The sequence below is a fragment of the Mucilaginibacter sp. PAMB04274 genome (assembly GCF_039634385.2).
Lineage (GTDB): Bacteria > Bacteroidota > Bacteroidia > Sphingobacteriales > Sphingobacteriaceae > Mucilaginibacter.
Genome location: NZ_CP155081.2, coordinates 4103960 through 4119251 on the forward strand (window position 1 = coordinate 4103960; position 15292 = coordinate 4119251).

18 protein-coding genes are annotated in these 15292 nt (G+C 42.8%); all 18 read right to left on the reverse strand.

Annotated features, from left to right (window positions below):
- Window positions 1–43: 43 nt before the first annotated feature.
- Complete coding sequence (locus ABDD95_RS17290) at window positions 44–805, reverse strand: metallophosphoesterase family protein (protein ID WP_345948590.1); 762 nt, start codon at window positions 803–805, stop codon at window positions 44–46.
- 220 nt (window positions 806–1025) lie between these two features.
- Entirely contained in the window at window positions 1026–1844 is an 819-nt protein-coding gene (locus tag ABDD95_RS17295; protein ID WP_345948591.1) for an OmpA family protein, read from the reverse strand.
- A 23-nt stretch (window positions 1845–1867) separates the two neighbouring features.
- On the reverse strand, window positions 1868–2527 hold the full coding sequence (locus tag ABDD95_RS17300; RefSeq protein WP_345948592.1) for a DUF2461 domain-containing protein: 660 nt from the start codon (window positions 2525–2527) through the stop codon (window positions 1868–1870).
- Window positions 2514–2912 (reverse strand): DUF983 domain-containing protein, encoded by a 399-nt coding sequence (locus ABDD95_RS17305; RefSeq protein ID WP_345948593.1) that lies wholly within the window; start codon window positions 2910–2912, stop codon window positions 2514–2516. Before ABDD95_RS17305 ends, ABDD95_RS17300 begins: the two co-directional genes overlap by 14 nt.
- Window positions 2913–2957: 45 nt before the next feature.
- Window positions 2958–3233, reverse strand: a complete 276-nt coding sequence (locus ABDD95_RS17310; protein ID WP_345948594.1) for a hypothetical protein — start codon at window positions 3231–3233, stop codon at window positions 2958–2960.
- A 26-nt stretch (window positions 3234–3259) separates the two neighbouring features.
- Window positions 3260–3838, reverse strand: a complete 579-nt coding sequence (locus ABDD95_RS17315; protein WP_345948595.1) for a DUF420 domain-containing protein — start codon at window positions 3836–3838, stop codon at window positions 3260–3262.
- Window positions 3838–4536 carry an SCO family protein gene (locus ABDD95_RS17320; RefSeq protein ID WP_345948596.1) on the reverse strand — a complete coding sequence of 233 codons (699 nt, stop codon included), beginning with the start codon at window positions 4534–4536 and terminating at the stop codon, window positions 3838–3840. Before ABDD95_RS17320 ends, ABDD95_RS17315 begins: the two co-directional genes overlap by 1 nt.
- 8 nt (window positions 4537–4544) lie before the next feature.
- On the reverse strand, window positions 4545–4892 hold the full coding sequence (locus ABDD95_RS17325; RefSeq protein ID WP_345948597.1) for a cytochrome C oxidase subunit IV family protein: 348 nt from the start codon (window positions 4890–4892) through the stop codon (window positions 4545–4547).
- Window positions 4893–4916: 24 nt separating this feature from the next.
- The gene (locus ABDD95_RS17330; RefSeq protein ID WP_345948598.1) at window positions 4917–5633 is read right to left on the reverse strand and encodes a cytochrome c oxidase subunit 3; all 717 of its coding nucleotides are present in this window, start codon (window positions 5631–5633) and stop codon (window positions 4917–4919) included.
- A 22-nt stretch (window positions 5634–5655) separates the two neighbouring features.
- Window positions 5656–6240, reverse strand: a complete 585-nt coding sequence (locus tag ABDD95_RS17335; RefSeq protein WP_345948599.1) for a cytochrome c oxidase subunit 3 — start codon at window positions 6238–6240, stop codon at window positions 5656–5658.
- The gene (gene cyoE / locus ABDD95_RS17340) at window positions 6240–7109 is read right to left on the reverse strand and encodes a heme o synthase (RefSeq protein ID WP_345948600.1); all 870 of its coding nucleotides are present in this window, start codon (window positions 7107–7109) and stop codon (window positions 6240–6242) included. Before cyoE ends, ABDD95_RS17335 begins: the two co-directional genes overlap by 1 nt.
- Window positions 7106–8167: a COX15/CtaA family protein gene (locus tag ABDD95_RS17345; RefSeq protein WP_345948601.1), complete on the reverse strand. Its 1062-nt coding sequence runs from the start codon at window positions 8165–8167 to the stop codon at window positions 7106–7108. Before ABDD95_RS17345 ends, cyoE begins: the two co-directional genes overlap by 4 nt.
- A gap of 79 nt (window positions 8168–8246) precedes the next feature.
- Window positions 8247–10127, reverse strand: a complete 1881-nt coding sequence (locus ABDD95_RS17350) for a cbb3-type cytochrome c oxidase subunit I (RefSeq protein ID WP_345948602.1) — start codon at window positions 10125–10127, stop codon at window positions 8247–8249.
- Window positions 10128–10143: 16 nt separating this feature from the next.
- The gene (locus ABDD95_RS17355) at window positions 10144–11355 is read right to left on the reverse strand and encodes a cytochrome c oxidase subunit II (protein WP_345948603.1); all 1212 of its coding nucleotides are present in this window, start codon (window positions 11353–11355) and stop codon (window positions 10144–10146) included.
- Window positions 11356–11402: 47 nt separating this feature from the next.
- On the reverse strand, window positions 11403–12680 hold the full coding sequence (locus ABDD95_RS17360) for a quinol:cytochrome C oxidoreductase (protein WP_345948604.1): 1278 nt from the start codon (window positions 12678–12680) through the stop codon (window positions 11403–11405).
- A 13-nt stretch (window positions 12681–12693) separates the two neighbouring features.
- Window positions 12694–13269 (reverse strand): cytochrome c, encoded by a 576-nt coding sequence (locus tag ABDD95_RS17365; protein WP_345948605.1) that lies wholly within the window; start codon window positions 13267–13269, stop codon window positions 12694–12696.
- Window positions 13262–13798, reverse strand: coding sequence for a DUF3341 domain-containing protein (locus ABDD95_RS17370; RefSeq protein ID WP_345948606.1), 537 nt, complete (start codon window positions 13796–13798; stop codon window positions 13262–13264). The genes ABDD95_RS17365 and ABDD95_RS17370 overlap by 8 nt, the downstream gene beginning before the upstream one ends.
- Before the next feature lie 2 nt (window positions 13799–13800).
- The gene (gene nrfD, locus ABDD95_RS17375; RefSeq protein ID WP_345948607.1) at window positions 13801–15273 is read right to left on the reverse strand and encodes an NrfD/PsrC family molybdoenzyme membrane anchor subunit; all 1473 of its coding nucleotides are present in this window, start codon (window positions 15271–15273) and stop codon (window positions 13801–13803) included.
- Window positions 15274–15292 lie beyond the last annotated feature (19 nt).

Consider the following 15292-nt stretch of genomic DNA (forward strand, 5'->3'; position numbering starts at 1 on the left):
GGTTTACCCTTCAAACTGCTACTGCTACTCATGCTGTTGCTCCTTAAGCTACCCGTAAATCCTTGGGCATACGGCCGTGCAATAAAAACTGCGCCCACTTTTCGCTGCCGTTTAATAGCGCTGCCTTAGAAGCCCGCTGCCAATTATAATGGCAAAGCACTTGTTCAATAAAAACACAGTCACCATCAGCCCTTACAAGTGCGTACTTTGCATGTGGTGTCATTGATTCCATGGCAAAACGATTTTCCCCGTTACCTAAGTAAGCGGGCAACCCAACACTACCCGGATTTAGTATAATTTTTCCGTTAGAAAGATATACCACCCTGTTAACATGCGAGTGGCCACACAAAATAATGCGTTGCTTAATGTACTTTGTCTTTTCAATTAGTTCTTCGTCGTTATAAACAAATACGCCATGGGCTGTCACTTTCTCCAGAAAGTACTCGTTATCGCTTTCGGGCGTGCCGTGGCAAACAAAGAACAGGTCATCGCAAATTGCGGTTGTGGGCAAATTCTTCAGCCAGTTAATCGTTTGTACCGACAAGTCGGCTTTAACCCTTTCCATGTTCTCCTTTTCCGACGGTTTATCCAGACTCTCCAATATTTCGCGGTCGGTATTACCGCTAATACACAGCATATTAACCTGCTGTATAATTTTTGCGCTAACCTCAGGCTCTAACGCACCAAAAACATGGTCGCCCAGGTTAATGATAGTATCTACCTGCTTTAATTGAATGTCTTTCAATACCGCCTGTAAGGCCAATGAATTGCCGTGAATATCGGAAAGGATCGCGTAAGTCTTCATATGTAAGTACTAACAAAAAAGGTTGAAATTTGTCGCTTTCTTTACACGAAATAATTAACGATAGGTTACTGGATTAAATTTTTTGATTCTATTCGCAACAGTGTCAAAAAAAATGTCATCTCGAGCTGTAATAAGAAGCCTGGTACATCGATGCAATGTCGCTGTACAAAGATTTCTCGCTTACGCTCGAAATGACATAGGGTTATGCTTTCTTAAGTACCTACTTTGTTGCAGGTGTGCTAATCAAATTGTACAGTTCATCTAGTTTCGGTGTCAGTACAATCTCTATACGGCGGTTTTTGGCGCGGGCCTCGGTAGTTGTAGCCGGGTCAATTGGCTGGAACTCACCTTTACCCGTAGCCGTAATGCGATGCGGATCAATCTTTTCAACCTCTGTTAAGTAGCGGCTTACCGATGTAGCACGTAGTACGCTCAAGTCCCAGTTATCTTTGATCTGGCCAAGGTTTACCACACGCTGGTTATCGGTATGACCTTCAATAGCCAGGTTAATATCGGCCTCCTTATTTAAAACGGCAGCCAGTTGCTTTAAAGCTTGTTTACCTTTCTCATCAATCACAATACTACCTGAAGGGAAAAGCAATTTGTCGGTTAATGATACATAGACCTTACCATTACGGATATCAACCGAAAGGCCGCTTTGCTGAAAGCCCAGCAACGCTTGCTGCAGTTTATTTTTTAACGCATTTGTAGCCTCATCGCGTTTACGTAAAATTTCTTCAACCTCACGCAGGCGGGCCTCACGCTTTTGCAAGTCGCCTGATACTTTGCTTAATTGAGTTGAATTGGCATTGTAGCTGCTGTTTAGCGCATTATAGTTGCGTTGCAGGTCGGCCAGTTCGCGGTGCAAGCGGGCGGTATCACTTTGCAGGCGTGCCAGCTCGGTTTCCAAGTTTGTGGTGCGACTTTGCAGCGAATCACGACCGGCTACAAGCGCTTTATATGCCTTAGGCGACATTACCTTACACGAGTGCAATGCCATCCCCATAGTAAGGGCTAATAAAAGATACTTAATTTTCATGATGATACAGGTATGTTGCGTATTTAGTTAATAGCGTTATTTAAAAAGATGTTTAACGGATGTATTTGGGCGCATAAGGCAGCTATGTTTTTTGCAGCATTAGGGCCGGTAAGCTCTTTATCGGTCAAATCGCGATAAGCGATGAAGCTTTTTAATTTGAGCAGTTCAATATTTTCGTTATCAGCATCATACCCTTTCGGCAGGGTCTTCAGCTTTTCCTGGTCCCTGAACTCACCAAAATTTTTTTTGAACGTTGGCGCGTCTATAATTTCTTTAAATTCGGCGGCGTTGTAGTCAATTTCCTGCCTTATGGCTTTTAAGTGTTCGCCCTGAGGCAGCCAATAGCCACCGGCTACAAAAGATTTTCCGGGTTCTATTTGCAAGTAAAAACCAATTTCAACTACCTTATGCTGGGTTAACCTGCCTACAGCAAAATGTGATTTATAGGGTGATTTATCTTTACTAAACCGCACATCACGGTAAATGCGCATTACGCATTTTTTGGAGTTGAGTTTGGCATCGACGCCGGTATCAGCCTTTGCTAATTCGGTAATCAGCTCATCGGTAAAGGTTAGTACATTTGCGTGTGCTTTATCATACTGTTCCTTGTTAGCCTGAAACCACTCGCGATTATTATTGCGGACCAGATCTGTTAAAAATTTAAAAGTATCAGGATAGATCATCAGTATCTAAATAGGGCTGGTAGTGTATCTTGGGCGACAGCCAATATAATAAAATAACTCTTGAATAACGGTAATTAAACGGCGCCATCAAAAACGCACCACCCAGTATTACACTGAGGTATAACCAGGGCGACTCCATATTTCCGGTTAAAAAATAGGTTATAAAAGCAATGGTAACTGCTTCGGCCACGTTAAAGGCGTAACTTACATACATGGCTGCGTAAAAGTACCCTGGCTCAATCTCAAAGTGCAGACCGCAGTGCGGGCACTCTTCCAGCATGCTGTTACCGCCAAAGCTGTACATAGCACCTTTAAACATCTTGCCCCTTCGGCACCGGGGGCACCTTGCCTGTAGCATTGCAGTAAATTGTGGTGTTTGTGCCATAGGTAAACTGGTTTATAAAAAAAATCCGGCTTTAACCGGATTGTTTTAGTTTAAATGAAATTTCTCTTTGCCCATATTCATTTCCACATTCTTACGGCGGTACTTTTTATACCATACGTAACCTACTGCGGCAACGGCAATATAGGGGGCAGCCAGTAAATATAATATACCCTTGTTGAGGCCATTGGCTTCGGTATTACCATCTTTAACGCCGGCCTCGGCGGTGGCCGAACACATGGCACATTGTGCAGCAGCCGGCTGTATACCTAACAGCATCAAGCCCAAACACAAGCTGTAGAATAAAATCTTTGCGCTCTTCATCGGTCCAAAATTACTTAATTCTTTGTCTAAAAATTGTAATAACGTGCAATCATCATATACACCACTACGCCGCTAACGGTTACATAAAACCACACCGGGAATGCCCATCTTACCAGCTTCTTATGCCTTTCAACCTGCATTTGTAAACCACGGTAAAAACTAAGCAGTATTAAAGGTAATACAACCGCTGCCAGTATAATGTGTGTTATCAATATAGCGTAATAAAAGTACCGCAGGTTACCTACCGCCGCCTTTTCCATATCCGACAGTTCATGATTACCGTCAATATCACCAAACATGGTATCGTGCCCCAGCCAGTGGAACAATATGTACGATACCAGGAACAAAGCCGATAAGCAAAATGCTAATATATTAACGCGTTTATGCCACACAACTTGTTTATGCCTTATTAAATATAATGAGATCATGAGCAGTATACTACATGTACCATTAAGCACTGCATTGAGTTTTGGAAAGAAATACAGCCAATGGGCCGGTACGGCCGGGGCAGGCAGTACCTTACGGTTAAGTATTACAACTACAACAAATACAAATATGGATATGCCGGCTACAAACCGGAATATAAATTTATCAGTAACATTCATTAATTAGGAGCTTTTATCTTGCGCAGTTCTTCTGCTATCTGTACTTTAATTTCGTCATTCAGCTTAACTACATCCTGTAGTGAGGCGCCGTCATACTTACCTCGTATGTGTTTATCGGCGTCAATCAAAATTAGCTTGTTGCTGAATATGAACTGGCCGCCGCTTTTAACAGCGTTCTCTAAAAAGCCATTGCGGGCAAGCGGGTAAATAGTACTAGTGTCGCCGGTTAAAAAGATCCACTTATCGGCAGCATAGCCCAGCTTTTTAGCATGCTTTAATAACACGTCCGGAGTATCGCGATCAGGATCGACCGTGATGCTTACAAACTTAACCATACGGTTTTTGCGATAAGCGCCGGCGAGGCGGTCAATGTTCTTTTCCATAGCACCTACTAACGCAGGACCATTGGAGTAAAAGAAATTAACCACAAAGACCTTGCTTTCAAAATCTTTTGATGATATGGTCTTACCTAGTTGGTTAGTTAAACTAAAGTTGCCAATGGTGTGGTAAATAGTATCCGGAATATATTTACCATGAAATTTATGACCGGTTTTGGCCACTTGTTTAGGGCCATAATGCGGTAAAGGTTTGTACCGGTTTTTACCTTTTACGGTTAGTAAATAATAGAAAAATCCCGGTACCGCTAAAATGAGCACCAGGATTATCAATTTTTTTACCTTTAATGGCAGGTCGTTCATTTAACCTCTCAAAACCTTAAGTCAACCCAGTGGTGACTCTCGTTGGTTAGCACCAGTATTAAACCGATGATAAACAGCGTTGGCACCAGTATAGAATACATTAAGCCCACTTTTTCGAACTTTAAGTGCATAAAGTAAGCAACAATGTAGAACGCCTTAGCTAAAGTTAAAACGATGTATATTGGGTTAGCGACATTTATTTTGATGATCTCATGAGGCACCATGTAAAGCGCTATAAAAAACTCTATAGCCGTAATACCCAGCAGTACAAAGAATACCTGCCAGATTTTTTTACGGGTCATGGTATCATGCGCTGCATGATCTTCGTGATGTTCTGTATGTGTTTCTGATGACATGTTTAAAATCAGATTAAATTGTAATTATACTAAATAGAAGAAGGTGAACACAAATACCCATACTAAATCCACAAAGTGCCAGTACAAGCCTACTTTTTCAACCATCAGGTAGCTTCCGCGACGGTCATAAGTACCAGCCAGCACATTGATCAGGATAACGATATTAATGATTACACCGCTAAATACGTGAAAACCATGGAAACCGGTTATGGTGAAAAACAGGTTTGCAAACTGTTGTGTGTAAACAGCTGATGGTGTTACCCCTTCAGGGAAAAACTCTTTTATCTCGTGAGGAATTTTACCCCAGTTAAAACCTTCATGGAATAAGTGCTGCCACTCCAGCGCCTGGCAGCCCAGGAACATGAAACCGCCAATAACGGTAGCAATTAACCAGCCTGCAACTTCTTTACGTGCGCCACGGTGTCCGGCCTCAACACCCAGTACCATAGTAACCGAGCTCATAATGAGGATAAACGTCATTAAACCAACGAACACTAATGGAGCGCCGTGCTCAATCATTCCGGGTACGGATTGAAAGATATGATCGGCAGCAGGCCAGCTGGTTGAGCTGAAACGCAATGCGCCGTAAGCAATTAATAAGGATGAAAAAGTAAATGCATCTGATAACAGGAAAAACCACATCATCATTTTGCCGTATTCAACCGAAAACGGCGACCGTCCGCCAGCCCATGGCGTTGTTTTCACTTCATCTATAGGTGATGTAACCGCTGTTGTACTCATTTGTACTTATTGTGTAGGATGATTAATTCTGGTTCAAAAGTAAAAAAACATAGAGATAAATCCATATAATATCGAGAAAATGCCAAAAAATTGAGGACATCTCCATACGGAACAAATTTATCACCTGTGGTGTTTTGCGATATGTACTTACAAGGCTTATAATAATCAACACCAATCCGCCTAAAATGTGCAGTAAGTGCATGCTTGAGAATACATATATAAAAGATTGCGATGCGTTGGGGTTCACGAAAAACACCTTCATCACAAAAGCCAGTACATACCATGCGTAAACCTGCAACCCTAAAAAGGCAAGCCCCAGGAACAGGGTTATCCAAAGGAAGGTTTGCTGCGTTTTAAACTGCAGGCGTTTTGCTGCTCTCGAAGCAACAAACATGGTTATGCTGCTCAATACAATAACTATTGTACTGTACAGGAATTCAATAGGTAGTTTAACGAGCATTGCATGCCCCTTACCACCAATATAAACAATAAAACCGCTTGTAAGCGCTGCAAAGAACATAAACGACGAAAACACAAACAGCCACATATTGAACCGTTTGGGGGTTAAGTCTAACTTATCTCTATCTTGTTGAAACCGAGCCATCATTACTTTTTCACTATAAAATCAAACAAAAACATTAACTGCACCACAGGCAGGTATAAAAATGAACCGAACATTAACTGCCGGGCCGATTTAATCTCGAGTGTACGCATCAGCATAAACGACTGATACAAAAATATTAAACTACAAACTAACGATACGCCGCCTACATAATAACCGCCATAACCATAGAAGGTTGGCAGTAAACTTACCGGCACCAATACCAGTGTAAATATAAAAGTTATTACTGCGCTGATAAGGTTACGCTTGCCGGTAGGCAGCAATCGGAACCCGGCCAATTTGTAATCATCATCCAGCACCCAGGCAATAGCCCAAAAATGAGGGAATTGCCAGATAAACTGTATACCGAACAATATCAACGCCACCTGGTCTATCTTTGGATGTACAAACGCCGCAACATAGCCAATTAGCGGTGGCAACGCACCGGGTATAGCACCAACAAAAACCGATATTGGCGATTTTTGCTTTAGCGGCGTGTAAGCAAAAGCGTATAATATAATAGCAAAAACCGACAGAAAACCGGTTAACAAATTAAGGCTTCCGAGCAAATAGGTACCAAAGATGCCCATAAGCAGACTTAGTACTAGTGCTTGTCCGTTAGTCATTCGTCCAGACGGTAGAGGGCGGTCAGCCGTACGTGTCATGAGGCGATCCAGGTCCTTTTCTATGATCTCGTTAAAGCCGTTGGCCGCACCGGTGATCAGAAAGCCGCCTACAATTAATTTTGCCCAATTAACCCAGTTTACAAAGCCATTTACCTGGCTACCAATTAAAAAGGAAATTGACGCCGAGAATACTACCAGGAAGGTAAGCCTGAACTTAACCAGCTTTATCAAGTCTTTCCAAAAGCTCATTTACGTACCTCCGTATATTTAACCGAACGTGTAAAGTTCAGCAATAAGTAAAATTGTGCACCAAACACCAAACTGGCCAGCACAATGTGTGACGCTTGTGCAACCGGTGGCAAGGCCCAGTATGATAAGGCTATTCCCACGCCTATTTGCAGCACAATCATCAAAAATATAAAGCTCATGAGCTGCTGCTGTACCGAATGCCTATTAAAGTTGCGCCTAATGAGCGCATAAAGCATCACGTTAAATACCACAACCAGCAAAGCCATATCGCGGTGTGTACTAAATATCTGCCCCGCTTTTTCAACCCATTGTTCGCGGTAAACACCCTGGTAATGATCGGCAACCTCATCAATTTTTTCTCTAACCTCGGTACCAAAGGTTATTTGTAGCACGCTTAGTAAAACCGCAGCTACGGCAATAATCTTGATTAACGGTTTAGTGTTAATGTATGGTTTACCGTGCACCTTAGCCAGGTGGTAGGTATAAATGGTTAAACCTAAAATAACCAGCGCCAGCAGCATATGCACGGTCACAATCCAATCAACTAAATTAGTTGAAACCACAATAGATCCTAGCCAAGCCTGAAAAATGATTACAACTAAATTTACAATACTGAGTATAGGTATCCATTTGTTATCGGCACCATAACTGAAAGAAAATACAGCAGCTAATAACAAAAACACACCAGATAAGGCGCCTACAAGGCGGTTAATATACTCCGTCCAGGTACGGGCGGCGTTGAATTCCTCCGGTACCAGTATCGACTTGTCCTGCCGTATGCGGTTAGCCAGTTCATTGTAGCCAAACACATCAAGCGTTTTGGCAAACCGCTGATTTTTGGCAGCTCGTTTAGCTACATAAGCTTGCTTATAATCAGCCGGTAGTTCACTGGCATCGGTAGGTGGTATATAGCGGCCAAAGCATTTAGGCCAATCCGGGCAGCCCATACCCGACCCGGAGCTGCGAACAACACCTCCGGCAAGTATCAAAACAAAAAGCAAAACAATAGCGATAAGGGAGGTTTGTCTGAATCTTGCTTTGTTTGTTGTTTTACTCATTTATGTGCTAAAAAATTAGGGTACCTGTTTAGGAAATACTTCCGATACAGATACCCTAAATCATCAGAATGTTAAATTCTTATTTTTTTACTTCGCCTGGTTTTTCAACCCAGTCTTTATGCGACTCTAATTTTACCGGATTGTCTTCAAAATCGTGTGGCAAGTTAGAGCTTAATGTTTGTGAGAAAGGCACAGTTTGAGGGATAAAGTCCTCATCATGGCCAGGTTTGCTATAATCATACGGCCAACGGTAAACCGTTGGAATTTCGCCAGGCCAATTACCGTGAATATGTTCAACTGGTGTAGTCCACTCCAATGTTGTAGAGTTCCATGGATTTTGAGGCGCTTTTTCACCGAAGAAGATCGAGTAAAAGAAGTTCCATAAGAAAGCCACTTGTGCTAACGCCGACAGAATAGCCGCCCAAGTGATGAATGTATTTACAGACACCCATTGTTTCAACGATTCAATCTCAGTAAATGAATAGTAACGACGTGGTACACCATCCAAGCCCATAAAGTGCATTGGGAAGAACACCAGGTAAGCACCAATAAAGGTTAACCAGAAGTGCAGGTATCCTAATTTAGTGTCCATCATACGGCCAAACATTTTAGGGAACCAGTGGTAAACACCCGCAAGCATACCGAAAATAGCCGCCGAACCCATTACCAAGTGGAAGTGAGCTACCACGAAGTAAGTATCATGGAGGTTAATATCTAACGCAGCGTTACCCAGGAAAATACCTGTTAAACCACCTGAGATAAAGAAAGAAACCAAACCAATAGCGAACAGCATGGCCGGCGTAAACCGGATGTTACCGCGCCATAGGGTAGCTAAGTAGTTAAATGTTTTTACAGCCGATGGTACCGCAATTATCAATGTGGTGATCATGAACACACCGCCCAGGAACGGATTCATACCCGTTACGAACATATGGTGACCCCATACAATGAACGACAAAACTGTAATACCAATTAAGGAGTAAACCATGGCATGATAACCAAAGATTGGCTTACGTGAGTTGGTTGCAATAACTTCGGATGATATACCTAAAGCCGGCATAATTACGATGTATACTTCAGGGTGACCCAGGAACCAGAATAAGTGCTGGAATAAGATTGGGCTACCACCTTCAAACGCAGTTTGCTGGTTTTGAACAACTATGTCTGATAAATAAAAGCTAGTACCAAAGCTGCGGTCAAAAATCAGTAAAACAACACCGGCAACAAGTACAGGGAACGCTAATACACCCAGGATAGCAGTAAGGAAGAAAGCCCATATAGTCAAAGGCATTTTCCAAAGATCCATACCTTTTGTACGCATGTTTAGGATAGTACTAATGTAATTGATACCTCCTAAAAGCTGTGAAGCAACAAACAAGGTCATACTGATTAACCAGTAAGTCATACCGGCACCTGAGCCCGGCATTGCCTTAGGTAAGGCAGATAGCGGCGGATAGATCGTCCATCCTGGACCGGCCGGACCTTTTTCGGTAAAGAAAGACGCCATCATGATCACACTTGCTACAAAGAACAACCAGTAAGATAGCATGTTCATGAAAGGCGATGCCATATCACGTGCTCCCAATTGATATGGAATCAACAAGTTACTAAAGGTACCGCTCAAACCTGCAGTTAATACAAAGAATACCATGATGGTACCGTGTATAGTAACTAACGACAGGTAGAAGTTGGTATCCAAGCGTCCGCCCGGAGCAAAACGACCTAATAAAGTTTCCAGTAAAGGGAACGCTTTTTCCGGATAGGCTAATTGAATACGGAAAAGGATAGACAGTATCATGGCAATAACCGCCATGATGATACCGGTAATTAAAAATTGCCGGGCTATCATTTTGTGATCCTGACTGAAGATGTACTTCGTCAGGAAAGTTTCGTTATGGTGATGTTCGTGATCGTGATCATGATGTCCTACGCCGTGATCCTGAACTGCTAATGTTGACATAATCGCTATCTCTTGATTAATTAATTGACGCTAATCGGTTTTGTAATTGTGATTGCTTGTAAAGCGGGTTGTCAGCTAACTTAAGTTCCTTTTTCAATTCAGAGCTTAGGTAAGGCTTTTGTCTGGCAAGCCAGTTTTGATACTCGGCCTGGCTAACTACAACAACCAGTTTCTGCATGTTAAAGTGGCTACCACCGCAAATTTTGTTGCAATACAAACGATAGTCAAAGTCAGGCTGATCCAACTCAGAACGCATTTCGGCTGTAGTTTTAGTTGGCGTAAATTTGAAGTAGGTAGGTAAACCAGGTACAGCGTTAATTTGTACACGGAAGTTTGGCATATAAACACTATGTATTACATCTTGTGCAATAATGTTTAAGCGAACTGACTTGTTTACAGGTAACATTAATGTATCTGCCTGTATATCATCAAAGCTGTTCTTGTCGTCGTAGCTCAGACCCAGTTTGTTGGTGCCGCTAACCAGCTTAATATTCTTTTTGCCCAATTTGCCGTCTTTACCTGGGTAACGCAGCTCCCAGGCAAACTGGTGACCGGTTACATCAACATTTAAAGATGCTGGCTCACCTTTGGCATCAACCGTGTTGGTTATTTTGCGCCAGGTTAAGAAGCCAAATACTACAAGTATGGTCAGAACAATTGCCGGAGCAACAGTCCAGATCTTTTCAATAGTATTATTGTGCGGGTAATAGTAAGCTTTGCGTTTGTCAGACCCTTTGTATTTGAAAACGAAGAAGAACAATAAGAACTGTGTAAGCAGGAATACCGCAAAGGTGATCAGGAAGGTAGTCCAGAACATTGTGTCCAGCGTTTTACCGTGTACAGAGGAAGCATCACCTAAAATCATGCTGCCATGTACGGTAAATGAGTAGTACACACCCACCAAACCTGCAACCAGGAAAATCAGGAAGCCAACGGCCATTACATTATTCCAGTTTATGCCCTTTTTACCCTGCATTTGCAAGGTGAGGTCATAAACCTTCAATATTTTGCCTACAATAGCTACAACAATACAAACTATTAAAAATAACAGCGCGTAGTAACCAACAGTGCTCCACATACCAGCCGATTGCGATGAAGTGTCGCCGCTATCGGTAGCGGTAGCATTTGAGCTGGCAGTTTGCGCCATCACCAGGTTAGTACCTAGCAGCAGCACCATCGCTACCAGCGATAAGAACTTTTTATAATTTATTAGATGCTTGAATGCCATTTTTATCGATGATTTGGAATTCTATAATGATTTGCAAAGGTAAGCAATTATTGAATGTGGTGATGAAGGCTTTCTTCCAGGAACGGGTGTTTTTTAGGAATAAGCGATTCGAACTTGCTTAAAGCGTTCAACATCACGAAGGTAAATAAACCTGCAAAGCCTGCAAAAATTGCCATGTCTTGTAAAAACTCTACCAAATCGAACATGTGCTCTTTTTCGATAGTGCCTGGCATAATCATCAGGTAGTAATCCAGCCAGTGACCGATGATGATAATGATGGCCGCAATTTTCATTCTGTTCATTGAACGTTTACTATCGTTCTTCATCAACAGTAACAATGGTGCCAGGAAGTTTAGTATAATATTTAACCAGAACCACCATTTGTACTCAGGCTCCCAACGTTTATAGAAGTACACACTTTCCTCTGGGATGTTAGCATACCAGGTAAGGAAGAACTGCGCAAACCATACATAGGTCCAAAAGATGGAGAAACCAAAGATCAGTTTACCCAAATCATGGAAATGGCTTTCATTAACCCAAGAGAAGTAACCGTTTTCTTTTAGGATAATTAACGTTAATGCAATTACCGCTAAACCACTTACGTGCACTGCAGCCAAGTTATACCAACCAAACATAGTTGAAAACCAATGTGCTTCTAATGACATAACAGCACCAAAGGCATATATGGGAAAGGTAAAACCGAAAATAGTTAAGAAGATAGCCGAAATTTTGAAGCTTTTGTTATAGTTAAGCATGCCGCCTAACGCGTCTTCATTATTTGAATATTTAACTAGCAGGCTACCAAACCAGGTATAAAGACCCAGCAATACAATTAAAGTACCAAAAAAGAAAGGCACGTTAAGGAAAGCCGACTTACCAGCGATGATGGTATCATAAATTTCGCTTTTAGGATCTGACAAGCCTGGAGTAGCCCAGTGCGCGTACAGATAAGGTGCCATAACTTTATGGCCTTCGTGCATTTCGGGATGTTTTACCAACAAACCGGCGCCAACCACTATTAATAATATGACAACAGCTACACCTAAAGCACGGGCAAATGCCTGCGGAATACGTAAGAAACTAACAGACCAGCCGGCTTGCGCCATGTACTGGTAAGCCAGGAAGAATACACCAGCTACGCAAACGCCTACAAAATAGTAGCTTGAAAGCAGTAGATTAGAGAAAGTGTTTTGAATGCCTTTTTCCCCTCCGAAAAAGCCTGCTAGTACACCTACAATGCCTATTACAATACCTACAAGGCTGAAGGTTTTAGCTTTGCCGGCAAATTCAAAACGTTCGTTAAAACTATGTTGATGAGTGCTCATTTAAGCTATAAAATTATAAGGTTTGCAAATGGTGAACATACATAATTACTTTCCAGCGCTCTTCTGGTGCCAGCTGCGAGGCATATGAGCCCATTGCGTTTACACCGTAAGTAATAGTATGGTAAATTTTACCGTCATTTAGATCTTTCATGGCGCCACCACGAGAAGATGTTCCTTTTGAGTACGAAGGCGGCGGCGGGTAACCGTGCTGGGTTACTGTACCATCACCCTGACCGGTCATGCCGTGGCAAGGTGAGCAGAACGACTCGTATAATTTCTTACCCTCGGCGTAGTTTGCCTGCGTTTGTGCAAGCATGTTCTTCACCTCAACAGATGCCTGGTCGTAACCAGCTCTTGTATTTGGATAATCGAAACGGGTAAAGCCAACAGGCACTGTACCTGCAGGAGGTAGTTGTGCGGTTTTACCGTCTTTAAAGTTTTTGTTCGGTTGATCGTATTCAGGTGCAATGTGCTCATACATATTCGGAGCATATTGCCAGCCGGTGCTTCTTTTATCTTTGCAGGATGTAGCTACAATCGTTGCAGCAACAGCCATTATTGTTGCACCAAATATTCTTATTTTACTCATAGCTAACATATTTCCTTTCGTTATGCTTAACTTCAACTGCACCAGCTTCTTCCAGTAAGCGGGTTATATCATCATGCGGTACATTACCTTTAGCATCAATGGCTATTACAAAGCGGTCGTCTGTTGCTCTCAAATCCATTACGCGCGGAGCACGGCCCGGAAACAAGTGAGTTGCGGCATAAAATGTAAACACCATACCAAAGGCCGAGAACAAGATAGTCCACTCAAAGGTAAAGGGTACAAAGTTTGGCATAGCAAAGTGGGGTTTACCACCTACGTTTAATGGCCAGTCATGCACCAGCGTATAATATAATATACTAAAGATCACTGAACCACCCAGGCAGCCAAAGCAAAATGCTGCATAACCTAAACGTGATTCCTTAACGCCTAATTTAGCCTCGATACCGTGGATTGGCATTGGGGTGTAAACGTCATAAATAGGGATACTGCTTTTTTGTAGTTTCTCAATCCCGTGCATCATATTGTCCGGGTCATCAAAACATCCTAATATAAATTTAGTGCTGCTCATGGTTATGCTTTTTGGTATTGAGTTAAATCAACACTGTCGTATTTCTCTAATGCTTTAACATAATCTGCCTGTTGCTCCGGCTCCAGGTGGCCGTCATCAATCAGTTTCTTTTTAGCCTGCTCGCTCGATGTTTTCAGCAACAGTTTAACCTCGGCCATAGCAACTGATGGTAACACGCGGATGAATAACAGGAACATTGTGAAGAACAAGCCGATTGAACCTACGAAGATGCCTACGTCTGTCCAGGTTGGATAGAACATTACCCAGCTTGACGGCAAGAAATCACGGTGCAGGGAGGTAACGATGATTACGAAACGCTCAAACCACATACCGATGTTAACAATGATTGATAATATCCATGCTAACGGGATGTTGATACGGATTTTCTTGAACCAGAAGAGCTGAGGTGTAATTACGTTACAGGTCATCATGCTCCAGTAAGCCCACCAGTACGGACCAGTTGAACGGTTAATGAATGCATATTGCTCATACTCAACACCTGAGTACCAGGCGATGAAAAACTCAGTGATATAAGCCACACCCACGATTGAACCGGTTAACAAGATAATCTTGTTCATTGACTCGATGTGGAACATGGTGATATAGTTCTCCAAACCTAAAACCTTACGGGCAATCAGCAATAGGGTTTGCACCATGGCAAAACCTGAGAAGATCGCGCCCGCAACGAAATATGGCGGGAAGATGGTAGTATGCCATCCTGGCTCCAGTGATGTGGCAAAGTCGAATGATACGATGGTGTGTACCGAAAGTACCAGCGGTGTTGAAATACCGGCCAGGATTAATGACACGGTTTCGAAACGCTGCCAGGTTTTTACTGAACCTGTCCATCCGAAAGAAAGAACAGAGTATATACGGCGGCGTAGGCCTGTAGCGCGGTCACGGATACTTGCAATATCAGGTAATAAACCGGTGTACCAGAATATCAACGATACGGAGAAGTACGTAGAGATCGCGAACACGTCCATCATCAGCGCCGAGTTCCAGTTTACCCACAGCGAGCCGTACTGGTTAGGCAGTGGTAAAGTCCAGTAAGCCAACCAAGGGCGGCCCATGTGACCAAAGATGTAAGTGGCCGCACAAATAACCGCGAAAATAGTCATTGCTTCGGCAGAACGGTTGATAGAGTTACGCCAGTTTTGACGGAATATCAGCAATACAGCCGAGATAAGCGTTCCGGCGTGACCGATACCTACCCACCACACGAAACCGGTGATGTCCCAGGCCCAGCCCACTGTTTTGTTCAATCCCCACTCTCCTACACCGAACCAAAAAGTCCAGCTAATAGAGAATACCCATAATGCTGCGCCGGCAGATGCTAAGGCAAAGCCGATCCACCAGGCCAAGTTGGGTTTATTTTCAACAGGGAGTAAAACCTCGTTAGTAATTTGGGCATAGGTAATGTTCTTGCCCGTAATTAACGGTTCCCTGATTATTGCTTCACTGTGAGATGCCATAGTATATAATAATCTCGTG